Here is a 12,598-nt window from a genome sequence, read left to right on the forward strand (position 1 = left end):
AAGCCGCGCTTCACTTCACCAAGATCAGCGGAAAACCGAAATCCCCATAATGCACCGCGTGCGGCCCGCGGGTTCCTGCATTAGAGGCTTTCGTACGCCTTCGGCGCCCCGAAACCCTTCACATTACGCCGTTTTGGACCGACAGGGTTCGACCCCATACCGGACGTGTCGAAATGACGGTAAGAACGTCGCCATGACCCCCCTGAAAGCCTTCGAACCTTTCGCAGCATCGGTGATTGGCTTACCTATAAGCCATGTTTGGCGGGGCTATGGCTCCGCTGTTTTCATCGAGTGCGGCAAGCTTTCGCCTGTCAGTAGGCGCGATGGTTCACCCGGCAATCCAGACGGCGAGGTTTCGCTGGGCGTTGAGTGGAGTTGGCGCATCGAAGACAAAGCAGCAATCCGATGTGGCAGTTGGAGCGAGGAAAGCCTTTGGGAACCGGCGTTCGACACACTGCGCAATGCTCGTATCGCGCGCTGCGAACTTTTCGGCGCTTTGCCGGAAGTCGCGATCACATTCGATAGCGGGATCCGCTTCCTCTCCTTCTCTACCACGGACGGGCAGCCGCAATGGCATCTGGTGGACCGTCGCGGCGATCAAGAGCAATGGTTCACCGTTCGCGAAGGACGTCTACATATTGGCGACGGCAGCGAGCCTACCACCTGACCGCCGGCTTCCCACCCGATATCAGCCGCCTACTTCGCCCCCCGCGCCGCCGCGACCGCCTGCTTCAGCGTGTCATACGGCACCATGCCGGAGATCACCTTGTCGCCGATCACCCAGCTCGGCGTGCCGGTGACGCCGAGCTTGCTTGCGACCTCGAGGTTGCGCGCGATCTCGGCCTCGGCGCGGGGCGACATCACTGCGGTCCTCGCCGCCGCCTCGTCCAGCCCGGCCTGCGCCGCCGCCGCCGCGATGCTCTGCTCGCTCAGCTGGCCGCCCGAATAGAGCGCGGTGTGGAACGGCTTGAACTTGCCCTGCTCGGCCGCCGCCAGCCCCCAGCGCGCGGCGACGCGGCTGACTTCGCTCAGCACCGGCAGCTCGCGATAGACGATGCGGACCTTGGGGTCCTCCGCCACCAGCCGCGCGATTTCGGGCAGGCTCGCGCGGCAATAGCCGCAGGCATAGTCCATCCATACCGAGACGGTGACGTCGCCCTGCGGGTTGCCTTCCCACGCCGCCGCATAGGGTTCGAAGATCGCGCTCTTGCTGCCCGCGACCGCCTTGCCGGTCTCGCGCGACTGCAACCGCTGCATCGCTTCGGGCAGGATTTCGGGGTTTTCGAGCACATAGTTGCGGACGACCTTGCCGATCGCCGCCTTGTCGGTGCTCACCGCGTCGCCGCCGTTCAGCGCCTGCACGCCCAGCACCACGCCGCCGCCCAGCGCCGCGGACACGACCAGCAAGCCGGCCAGCGCCAGTGGCGACTTCGCGGCGCGTTCGATCACTTCTTCTTCCTGTCCTGCAGCATGCCCTGGCTCGCCATGACGATATCCTGCGCGCGAATCCAGTCGGGCGAGCCCTGTGGCAGCCCGGCCATCGCCGCCTGCCCGCTCGCCAGCGCACGGCCGATCTCACCGGTCATGCTCGACCGCTCCGCCGTCGCCAGCGCGGCGCGCGCGCTGTCGCCCTTGCGCTCGTACAGCATGCCGAGCTGATACCAGGCGAACGGGTTCTCGCGGTCGCGCGCGACCGACTGGCGCAGCACGCGCTCGGCCTCGGGCAGCAGTGCCGCGTCCTCGGTCGCGAGCAAGGCATGGCCGAAGGTGGTGGCGATCAGCGGCTGATAGTTGGTCCGCGCGGTGGCCTCGCGCAGCGGCGGGATCGCCTCGCGGACCTTGCCGGATTCGAGCAGGATCTGCCCCTCAAGCTCGAGGAAATAGGGATTGTCGGGTTCGGCCTTGACCAATGCCGCCGCCTCGCCCGCCGCCTGCTGCGGATAGCCGGAGAGGTGATAGGCATAGGCGCGGGCATAGCGCGCCGGCACGGTCTGATCGGTCTCGGGATATTTGCGCAGCGTGTCCTTGGGATCGGCGACATAGCCGCGCAGTTTCGCCTGCACGCGCTTGAACCGCGCCTCCAGCGCCGGGTCGTTGGGCTTGCTCCATGCCGGCGCGCCTTGCAGGTCGGCGGTCAGCGTCGCGATGCGCTCGCCCGACAGCGGGTGGCTGATGACGTAGCTGGTGTCGCTGCCGCGCTTGATGCCGTAGCGATATTCCTGCTGCTGAAGCTTCTTGAAGAAATCGAGCATGCCGCGGCCGCTGATCCCGGCGCCGGCGAGATATTTGACGCCGGCCGCGTCGGTGGTGGCTTCCTGCGCGCGGCTGAAGGCGAGGAAGTTGCCGAGCGCGGCGCGCTGGCCGAGCTGCATCAGCCCGAGGCCGGCATCGGGCGAGCCCGCTGCGACCGCCGCCGCGCCGAGCAGCAGCGACAGGATCGTGATCGCGGTCGCGCCCTTGGCCATGCGGTCCTGCAACGGCACATGGCCGCCGGTAACATGGCCGAGCTCGTGCGCGATCACGCCCTGCACCTCGTTGGCGCTGCTGGCGGCGTCGATCAGGCCCGAATGGATATAGACCGCCTGCCCGCCCGCGACGAAGGCGTTGATCGACGGATCGTTGATCAGGACGATGCGGACATTGGCGGGCGATAGGTTCGCGGCGCGGATCAGGTCGCGCGACATGTCGGCGAGCAGCGCCTCGCTCTCGGCATCGCGCAGGATCGACTGGGCGAATGCCGGATTGACGACACCGATCAACAGAAACAGCGCGAACAGGCTGACGAGGCGCTTCATGGCCGGCATCATGGCGGATTATCCCCGGCGATCAACGGACGTTTTGGTCCGGACGCTTCGTTGCGGGATGGGTCGAGCCGCATGAACAGGGGATGAAAAGGGGCGGGACGGCTGGTGCCGCCCGCCCCGTTTTCGTCATGCTCCGAAGGTGCGCTGCCACCAGCCGCGGCGCGGCTCGCCGCCTTCGCCTTCACCCTCGGCATCGGCGGCTTCGGCATCCGCGCCGGCGGGGACGAGGTCCTGCGTCACCGGTGCCGGCTCGGCTGCGGTGGTCGCGGCCTTGGCGCGAGTGCGGCGCTTCGGCTTGGGTGCGTCCTCGGCGGGCACGTCCTCGGCAGGCGCTTCTTCGACGGCCGCTTCGGCAGGTGTCTCCACCGGCGCGGCCTCGACCACGTCGTCCGCCTTCTTCTTGCGCGAGCGCTTCGGCTTGGCGGGCGCTTCGGCTTCCGGCTGCGGCTCGGCGGCGATGCCGGCCTCGGCGGTCGCCAGGTCGAGCGCCGCGACCGGGACATCCGCCACGGCCTCGTCGGCCTTCTTGCGGCGGCTGCGCTTGGGCTTGGCCGGCGCTTCGTCGGCGACCGGCTGCCGCTCGGCGGCGACGGCTGCCGCCTCGTCCGCATCGACCACGCCCGCATCCTCGCTGGCTTCGGCGATGTCGGCGCTCAGCTCGTCGCCCGCACCGCGACGGCCGCCACGGCGGCCACGGCGGCGGCGCTTGCGGCCCTCGGCGCTTTCATTGGCGCTCGCTTCGTCGGCGGCAGGCGTATCGGCTTCGGCGGTCTCGACCGTTTCCACGGCCTCGCCGTCATCGCCGTCATCGCCTTCGCCGGCCTCGGCGCCTTCGGCAACCTCGCCCTGCTCACCGTCACGGCGGCGGCCGCGGCCGCGGCGGCGGCGGCGGCGCTTGCGGCCCTCGCCTTCGCTCTCGGCACGCTCGGGCCGGTCGCGGCGCTCGCGCGGCTCCCGGGCCTCGACCGCTTCTTCCTCTTCCTCCTCGTCGATCTCCTCGACGATGTCGTCCTCGGCTTCCTCGACGATCTGCGCGAACTTCGGCGCATAGGCCGGCGGCGGCCCGCTCGCCTCGACCGACATGCGCGCGCCTTCCAGCTCGCCGTCGGACAGGATCTCGACGGTCACGCCATAGCGGTCCTCGATCTCGGCGATGTCGGCGCGCTTCTTGTTGAGCACATAGAAGGCCGCTTCCTGGCTACAGCGCAGCGTCAGCAGCGAGCCGCGTCCGCGCGCCGCCTCGTCCTCGATCAGACGCAGCGCGGAAAGGCCCGCCGACGATGCGGTGCGGACGAGACCGGTGCCCTCGCAATGCGGGCAGGTCACGGTCGATGCCTCGAGCACGCCGGTGCGCAGCCGCTGGCGGCTCATTTCCATCAGGCCGAAGGGCGAGATGCGGCCGACCTGGATGCGCGCGCGGTCGTTCTTGAGCGCTTCCTTCATCGCCTTCTCGACCTTCCGGACATTGGACCCGTGGTCCATGTCGATGAAGTCGATGACGACGAGACCCGCCATGTCGCGCAACCTGAGCTGGCGCGCGATTTCCTGCGTCGCTTCGAGGTTGGTCGCGGTCGCGGTCTGCTCGATATTATGCTCGCGCGTCGAGCGGCCCGAGTTGATGTCGATCGACACCAGCGCCTCGGTCGGGTTGATCACGAGATAGCCGCCGGACTTCAGCTGCACCACCGGATGGTACATCGCCGAGAGCTGGTCCTCGACATGCGCGCGCTGGAACAGCGGCACCGCATCCGAGTAATGCTTCACCTTCTTGGCGTGGCTCGGCATCAGGAGCTTCATGAAGTCCTTGGCGTGACGATAGCCGTCCTCGCCCTCGACGATCACTTCCTCGATGTCGCGGTTATAGATGTCGCGGATCGCACGCTTGATCAGGTCGCTGTCGCCATAGACGAGTGCCGGCGCGGCCGACGCCAGCGTCTTGTCGCGAATCTCGTCCCACAGCCGCGCGAGATAGTCGAAGTCGCGCTTGATCTCGGTCTTGGTGCGCTGAAGCCCCGCAGTGCGAACGATGCAGCCCATCGTCGGCGGCAGCTTCAGGTCCGACATGATCGACTTCAGCCGCTTGCGGTCGGCCGAGCTCGAAATCTTGCGCGAGATGCCGCCGCCATGCGCGGTGTTGGGCATCAGCACGCAATAGCGGCCCGCCAGCGACAGATAGGTGGTCAGCGCCGCGCCCTTGTTGCCGCGCTCTTCCTTGACGACCTGCACCAGCAGCACCTGACGGCGGCGGATCACGTCCTGGATCTTGTAGCGGCGGCGCAGGCTCATGCGGCGCTGGCGCAGCGCCTCGACCTGATCGTCGCTGCCCTTGCGGCCGCGCCCGCGGCCACGGCGGCGGTTGTTGCCGCCTTCGCCCGCTTCGCCGTCCTCGTTCTCGCCCTCGCCGGTCTCGGCGCCGTCCTCGTCGTCGTCGCCACGCTCGACGGTCTCGACGTCGCCGCCGTCCTCGTCGTCATGATCGTGATCATGATCGTCGTCATGATCCTCGTCATCGGCCTCCTCGCGCAGCGCCGCTTCCTCGGCGGCGTGCTCGGCCTCCTCGCGCAGCAGCGCCTCGCGATCCTCCTTGGGGATCTGATAGTAATCGGGATGGATTTCGCTGAAGGCGAGGAACCCGTGGCGGTTGCCGCCATATTCGATGAACGCCGCCTGCAGCGACGGTTCGACGCGGGTTACCTTGGCCAGATAGATATTGCCCTTGAGCTGCTTGCGCTCGGCGGACTCGAAATCAAACTCCTCGATTCGGTTCCCTTTGACGACGGCCACACGGGTTTCTTCCCGGTGGCGTGCGTCGATCAGCATACGCGTGGTCATTTAATGTTCTCCGGGCGCGCCGTGCGGGTGTCAGCCGCGGCGCGCGATCATGAAATTCGCCCGGCCCGCCCCTGACGGACCGCGCGAGCCTGGATTGAAAGATGTTGGTTTGAAGATGTGCGTCTGCTGTGCGCGCACGCCCGAGCCCGCGGCCCGGATGCTTCACCGTCGCTGCCCGGCCGGCCGCAAGGGCCTGGCAATCGGAGCGGCGGGAAAATTGCGACATCACAGCATCAACCTGAATTACCGCCCATAAATCGGGGCGGCGAACGCCCGGCACAAGGGCCGGTTCGCGATGCGTAGCACCCCGGGACGGACCGGGCAACATGGCCTTTTTTGGTTGGTTCAGCGAGCTGAACCGGCTGCGGCGCCAGCCCGCTCCCCCACCCGGCCACCCACTTCAGGGTATCTTTGATGGGTGGCCGGGTGGGGGAGCGGGCCGGTACCGCCTTCCAGCGCAGCTGGATCAAACAAACCAACGGCAAGGCGCTGCCGCCCTTGCCGGCAAAATCATGCCGAACGCGCCGTTAACCGCACCGCTTCACCGCGTCTGAAGGCCCGGCCCGCTAGTGCGCTCAAGTCAGGCTAAATCGTTGTGTGAGTTTCGTTGCATGCTTTTGGGCTGGACCCTCCCCAGCCCGGCGCGGCATATCGCCCGGGTGTCCTTCTTCCTTGCCCTCCTCGCCGGATTTCTCACCGGCGCACCGAGTTGGGCAGGCACGATCCGCGATATCGACGTCCAGTCGAACCGCGTCGTCATCCGCTTCGACCAGCGCGTCGCGGAGGCGAGCAGCTTTGTCCTCGCCGGTCCCAACCGCATCGCGCTCGACCTGATCGGCGCCAAGCCCGGCGCGCGCGCCGAAACCGGCGGGCCGGTCACCGCGATCCGCCAGGCGGCACGCGGCGACGGCGCGCGCGTGGTGTTCGACCTCGCCCGGCCCGCGATCGTCAGCCAGGGCAGCTTCGCTTCCGACGGCGCCACGCTGACGCTCGAACTGCGAACGGTCGACGACGCCCGCTTCGCCCGCGCCGCAGCGGAAGGAAGGATGAGCTTCCTGCCCCCGTTCAGCTTCGCCCGCGCCTCAACCCGTCACGCCTATAGCGTGTCGGTACCGGTGCCGGCGCGCGCCGCGCCCTATTCGCTGCCACGCATCTACGGCAGCGACGACGACCGGCCGCTGGTGGTGATCGACGCAGGGCATGGCGGGCACGATCCGGGTTCGGTCTCGGCCGGCGGGGTCAAGGAAAAGGACGTCGCGCTCAGGATCGCCAAGGCGATCCGCGACGAGCTCGTCGCATCGGGCCGCGCGCGCGTCGCGCTGACGCGCGAGGACGACCGCTATCTGCTCCACCGCGACCGGTTCGAGGTGGCGCGCAAGCTCGGCGCGGCGCTGTTCATCTCGGTCCATTGCGACGCCGCGCACACCCCCGATGCGACCGGCGCGACGGTCTATACGCTTTCCGAAGTCGCCTCCGACAAGGAAGCGGCGCGGCTGGCGGCGCGCGAGAACAAGTCGGACATCCTCGCCGGCATCGATCTCGGCACGCAGAATCGCGACGTCTCCTCGATCCTGATCGACCTGACTCAGCGCGAGACGATGAACGCCTCGGCCAAGTTCGCACGCCTGCTCGGCCGCGAAGCTCAGGGCCTGATTCCGGTCAAGCCCAACTATCACCGCATGGCGTCGCTGCTAGTGCTGAAGGCGCCCGACATGCCCTCGATCCTGTTCGAGACCGGCTATATCTCGAACGAGAGCGACGTCGCGATGCTCAATTCCACCGAAGGCCGCCGCCGCATCGCGCAGAGCGTCGAACGCGCGGTGGCGATCCACTTTGCGACCCGAATGGCGTCACGCTGAGACCATCTGGCAAGTCGTCGCATCCCCCGCTGGCAACGCTCCGATATCCTGCTAAACCGCGCCCAAGATGTCGGATGCGTACCAACCCAATTTCACGCTGAAGTTCATGCGCGACGATGGCAACGGCGGCGGTTTCAATGGCCTTCGCCGGCGCTGGTGGTTTCGTGTGCTCGCCTGGCTCGCCCTGCTTTCGGGCATCGGCGCAGCGTTGGTATGGGCGCTGTTCCTGCGCGACCTGCCCTCGGTCGATGCGCTGCGCGCCTATGAGCCGCCGCTGCCGACCAATGTCCGGCAGGGCGACGGCACGCCGCTGCGCAGCTATGCCCGCGAGCGCCGCGTCGAGCTGTCCTATGAGGAATATCCCAAGCTGCTCGTCGGCGCGTTCCTGTCGGCCGAGGACAAGACCTTTTTCGATCATGGCGGCGTCGACTATCCCGGCCTGATCCGCGCCGCCTGGCAGGGGATGACCAGCGGCGAGACCCCGCGCGGCACCTCGACCATCACGCAGCAGGTCGCCAAGAACCTGCTGCTGACCAACGAGGTCAGCTACATCCGCAAGGCGCGCGAGGCGATCCTCGCCTTCCGCATCGAGAACACGCTGTCCAAGGAGCAGATTCTCGAACTCTACCTCAACCAGATCGCGCTCGGCCGCAACGCGTTCGGGGTCGAGGCGGCGGCGCACGCCTATTTCGACCGGCCGGTGAAGGACCTCACCCTCCCGCAATTCGCCTATCTGGCGATCCTGCCCAAGGGGCCGTCCAATTACATGCCCGAGCGGCATGAGGCGCGCGCGGTCGAGCGCCGCAACTGGGTGCTCGGGCAGATGCTCGAAAACGGCTATGTCGATCAGGCGCAGCATGACGCCGCGGTCGCCTCGCCGCTCGGCGCGGTGCCGCGCCAGACGCCATCGACCAGCCCGCTCGGCGGTTATTTCATCGAGGAAGTGCGCCGCCAGCTGCTCGACAAGTTCGGCGAGACCGAAAAGGCCGGGCCGTTCAGCGTCTATGCCGGCGGACTGTGGGTGCGCACCTCGTTCGATCCCGAGCTGCAAAAGGCGGCGCAAAAGGCGCTGCGCGACGGCCTGTTGCGCTATGACCGCGGCCGCGGCTGGTCGGGTCCGATGCGCGAAGTGCCGTTCAGCGGCGACAACTGGCGCAGCGGGCTTCTGAACACCAACATCAACCTCGATTATGAGGACTGGCGCACGGCCATCGTCATCTCGAAGAGCGGCGGGGCGGCGCAGATCGGCTTCGGCAACGGCAATGTCGGCACGCTCCCCGCTTCAGGCGCGCAGATGCCGGTACGCGGCGAGGGCGGCACGGCGTTCGCGAAGCTCAAGCCCGGCGACGTGATCGCGGTCGCGCCCGAGGGCGGCGTGTTCGCGCTGCGCTCGGTCCCCAAGGTGTCGGGCGGCATGGTGGTGCAGGACCCGCATACCGGCCGCATCCTCGCCATGCAGGGCGGGTTCGACGCGACCATCCAGAGCTTCAACCGCGCGACGCAGGCGCAACGTCAGCCCGGCTCGACGATCAAGCCGATCGTCTATTCCGCCGCGCTCGAGAACGGCATGACGCCGGCCTCGATCATCGTCGATGGCCCGTTCTGCGTCTATCAGGGCGCGGCGCTCGGCCAGAAATGCTTCCGCAACTTCGGCAACATGCGCGGCGCGGGGCCGAAGACGATGCGCTGGGGCATCGAACAGTCGCGCAACCTGATGACGGTGCAGGCCGCCAACACCACCGGCATGGACAAGGTCGTCGACCTGATCCAGCGCATCGGCGTCACCCAGCAGAAGCTGCCGCCCTATCTCTCCTACGCGCTCGGCGCGGGCGACACGACGGTGATGCGGATGGTCAACGCCTACTCGATCCTCGTCAATCACGGCCGCGCGCTGACCCCGAGCCTTGTCGACTTCGTGCAGGACCGCAAGGGCAAGGTGATCTGGCCGGAAAACTGGCGCGCCTGCGACCGTTGCAACGCGCCCGACTGGGACGGCAAGCCGATGCCGCGCCCGGTGATCCGCTCGCGCCAGGTGCTCGACGCGATGAGCGCTTATCAGATGGTGCACATCACCGAAGGCGTGATCCAGCGCGGCACCGCAACCACGCTGCGCGAACTCGGCCGCCCGATCATGGGCAAGACCGGCACCTCGTCCGGCCCGCGCGACGTGTGGTTCGTCGGCGGCACGCCGCAGATGATCGGCGGCCTCTATATCGGCTATGACACGCCGACCAATCTCGGCGGCTATGCGCAGGGCGGCACGCTCGCCGCGCCGATCTTCAAGCAGTTCGCGCAAAAGGCGTTCGAACGGCTCGACGTGCTGCCCTTCACCGCGCCTGCGGGTATCCGCATGGTCCGCATCGACCGCGCCAGCGGCCGCCCGGTCTATGGCGCCTGGCCGACAAGCGACCCCAAGGGCCAGGTGATCTGGGAAGCGTTCAAGCCCGAAAGCGAACCCCGCCGCCGCATCCGCCGCGGCGAGGAAGAGGAAGCGCCCAAGGCCGAGGCGACCAAGAAAGCCGTCCGCCGCGAAGCGCCGCGGGACAGCGACTTCTTGCAACGCGAGGACGGAATCTACTAGCGCGTTGAACGACGCAAAGACCCCCTTCGTCACCCCGGCCTTGTGCCGAGGTCCATGGTGCCCGAAGGGATGAACTCTAACCTCTGCCGCGTCGCCTGCCTCCCGGTGGACCCCGGCACAAGGCCGGGGTGACGGATAAGATAGTTTGGCTCGCGCTGCGGCCACGAACGATTGAAAGGTTTACCAATGCGCGCCGAAGCGCAGGCTTACGCCGACAAGATCAACGATGCGCTCGCGCTGCTGCGCCGTTTCCTCGATTGGGACAAGGCGCTGCGCCGGCTCGACGAACTCAACGCGCGGGTCGAGGACCCGACCTTATGGGACAATCCCAAGGCCGCGCAGGATGTGATGCGCGAGCGCCGCCGCCTCGACGAATCGATCAACGCGACGCGATCGATCGAGCGCGAACTGTCCGACACGCTCGAGCTGATCGAGATGGCCGACGACGAGGGCGACACCGCGATGGGCGACGAGGGCGTCGAGGGCCTAGCCGCGCTCGCCGCGCGCGCCGAGGAGGACAAGGTCAAGGCTTTGCTGTCGGGCGAGGCCGACGCCAACGACACCTATCTCGAAGTCCATGCCGGCGCCGGCGGCACCGAAAGCCAGGACTGGGCCGAGATGCTCCAGCGCATGTACACGCGCTGGGCCGAACGGCACGGCTTCAAGGTCGAGCTGATGGACTATCACGCCGGCGAACAGGCCGGGATCAAGGGCGCGACGCTGCTGATCAAGGGCGAGAACGCCTATGGCTATGCCAAGACCGAGAGCGGCGTGCACCGCCTCGTCCGCATCAGTCCCTATGACAGCTCGGCGCGCCGCCACACCAGCTTCTCGTCGGTGTGGGTCTATCCGGTGATCGACGATTCGATCGACATCGAGATCAACGAGAGCGACCTCAAGATCGACACCTACCGCGCGTCCGGCGCCGGCGGGCAGCACGTCAACACCACCGACTCGGCGGTGCGCATCACCCACGTCCCCAGCGGCATCATCGTCGCCAGCCAGCAGGACCGCTCGCAGCACAAGAACCGCGCGACCGCGATGGGGATGCTCAAGGCGCGGATGTACGAAGCCGAACTCGCCAAGCGCGAGGCCGCGGCAATGGGCACCTATTCGGCCAAGACCGAGATCGGCTGGGGCCACCAGATCCGCAGCTATGTGCTTCAGCCCTATCAGCAGGTGAAGGATTTGCGCACCGGGGTGACTTCCTTCGCGCCGTCCGATGTGCTCGATGGGGCACTCGACCCGTTCATGGCCGCTGCGCTATCACAGCGCGTGACCGGCGAAACGGTCGAGGTGGAGGACGTCGATTGAAGCGAGCGGGGGCCGCGCTTGCACTGCTGATCGCGCTCGCTTTGGCGGGCTGCGATTCGACACGCCCGCGCCCCACGCCGACCCCGACCGACGATCACGCCTTCCCCGCGGCCGACCGACCGGTCGCCACCATCGTCTCGTCGCGCTGGTCGACCGAGGAAGCGCGCGACCGTGTCAACGAAGCCGACAAGGTCATGGACATGGCCGATATCCGCCCCGGCATGACCGTCGCCGATATCGGTGCGGGTGAGGGCTATTACACCATCCGCCTCGCCGCGCGCGTCGGCAAGGACGGCCGCGTGCTGGCCGAGGACATCATTCCCGAAGTCCGCGACGGCCTCGCGCAGCGCGTCGCGCGCGAGCGGCTCGACAATGTCAGCGTGCGCCTCGGCGATCCCGAGGACCCCAAGCTGCCCGACGCCAGCTTCGACCGCATCTTCATGGTGCACATGTATCATGAGATCGAGGAACCCTATGAGTTCCTGTGGCGGATGCGCCCGTCGCTGCGCCCGAACGGCACGGTCATCGTGGTCGATGCCAACCGCGAGACGCAGAATCACGGCACCCCGCCCGATCTGCTCAAATGCGAGATGGCGGCGGTCGGCTACAAGCTCGTGACGATGCGCGACATGCCCTCGGCCGGCGGCTATCTCGCCATGTTCCGCGCGCAAGGCCCGCGCCCCGAACCGCGCGCGATCAAGGCGTGCAAGAATCGCGGGCTGCCGACGCCGGGCGCGAGCGCGACCCCGGCGGGTCCGCGCAAGGGTCACAAGCCCGCCTAGAGCAAGCCGGCGCCGCGAAAGCTCCAGCGCCGCCGCCCCGCCACGATCACATGGTCGTGCAGCCGCACGCCCAGCACCCTCAGCGCCGCCGCGATCCGCCGCGTCACCTCGCGGTCCGCCCGGCTCGGCCAGGCTTCGCCCGAGGGATGGTTGTGCGCCATCATCACCACCGCCGCATCGAACGCCAGCGCATCGATCGCGATCCGCCGCACCGGCAGCTCGACCGCGTCGGCCAGCCCCGAGCGCGCATGGCGAAAGCCCAGCGCCCGCCCGTGCCCGTCGCAATAGGCGAACACCGCCACCTCCACCCGCTCATCCGCGATTTGCGAGGTGAGCTGCCGCGTGACGGCCTCGAACGGATCGGCAAGCCGGGCGAGCGCTGGTGAAGCCATGACGCACGAGTCGCCGCTCCCGCGCATCCGGTCG

Annotated in this window: 9 protein-coding genes; 5 read left to right on the forward strand and 4 right to left on the reverse strand. The window is 67.8% G+C overall.

Annotated features, from left to right (window positions below):
* Window positions 1–193: 193 nt before the first annotated feature.
* Window positions 194–667: a hypothetical protein gene (locus M9978_RS16175; RefSeq protein ID WP_254294988.1), complete on the forward strand. Its 474-nt coding sequence runs from the start codon at window positions 194–196 to the stop codon at window positions 665–667.
* Window positions 668–696: 29 nt separating this feature from the next.
* Here M9978_RS16175 and M9978_RS16180 read toward each other — a convergent pair whose 3' ends face one another.
* From M9978_RS16180 to M9978_RS16190, 3 genes are all read right to left on the reverse strand, one after another.
* Complete coding sequence (locus M9978_RS16180; RefSeq protein ID WP_254294990.1) at window positions 697–1,449, reverse strand: DsbA family protein; 753 nt, start codon at window positions 1,447–1,449, stop codon at window positions 697–699.
* Complete coding sequence (locus M9978_RS16185) at window positions 1,446–2,795, reverse strand: M48 family metalloprotease (protein WP_254294991.1); 1,350 nt, start codon at window positions 2,793–2,795, stop codon at window positions 1,446–1,448. Before M9978_RS16185 ends, M9978_RS16180 begins: the two co-directional genes overlap by 4 nt.
* 135 nt (window positions 2,796–2,930) lie before the next feature.
* On the reverse strand, window positions 2,931–5,636 hold the full coding sequence (locus M9978_RS16190; RefSeq protein ID WP_254294992.1) for an Rne/Rng family ribonuclease: 2,706 nt from the start codon (window positions 5,634–5,636) through the stop codon (window positions 2,931–2,933).
* Window positions 5,637–6,247: 611 nt separating this feature from the next.
* Between M9978_RS16190 and M9978_RS16195 the strand changes: the two genes are divergently transcribed.
* The 4 genes from M9978_RS16195 to M9978_RS16210 all read left to right on the forward strand — a co-directional run bounded on the left by M9978_RS16195 (window position 6,248) and on the right by M9978_RS16210 (window position 12,172).
* Window positions 6,248–7,495 carry an N-acetylmuramoyl-L-alanine amidase gene (locus M9978_RS16195; protein ID WP_254294993.1) on the forward strand — a complete coding sequence of 416 codons (1,248 nt, stop codon included), beginning with the start codon at window positions 6,248–6,250 and terminating at the stop codon, window positions 7,493–7,495.
* 67 nt (window positions 7,496–7,562) lie between these two features.
* Window positions 7,563–10,076, forward strand: a complete 2,514-nt coding sequence (locus tag M9978_RS16200) for a penicillin-binding protein 1A (RefSeq protein ID WP_436977197.1) — start codon at window positions 7,563–7,565, stop codon at window positions 10,074–10,076.
* Window positions 10,077–10,262: 186 nt separating this feature from the next.
* Window positions 10,263–11,390, forward strand: a complete 1,128-nt coding sequence (gene prfB / locus M9978_RS16205; protein ID WP_254294994.1) for a peptide chain release factor 2 — start codon at window positions 10,263–10,265, stop codon at window positions 11,388–11,390.
* 41 nt (window positions 11,391–11,431) lie between these two features.
* Complete coding sequence (locus M9978_RS16210) at window positions 11,432–12,172, forward strand: class I SAM-dependent methyltransferase (RefSeq protein ID WP_254295217.1); 741 nt, start codon at window positions 11,432–11,434, stop codon at window positions 12,170–12,172.
* Here M9978_RS16210 and M9978_RS16215 read toward each other — a convergent pair.
* A complete protein-coding gene (locus tag M9978_RS16215) occupies window positions 12,169–12,564 on the reverse strand; it encodes a JAB domain-containing protein (protein WP_254294996.1) in 396 nt (131 codons plus the stop codon). The two genes, M9978_RS16210 and M9978_RS16215, sit on opposite strands and share 4 nt — an antisense overlap.
* Window positions 12,565–12,598: the final 34 nt, after the last annotated feature.

Source organism: Sphingomonas tagetis (genome assembly GCF_024211275.1).
Classification (GTDB): Bacteria; Pseudomonadota; Alphaproteobacteria; order Sphingomonadales; family Sphingomonadaceae; genus Sphingomonas; species Sphingomonas tagetis.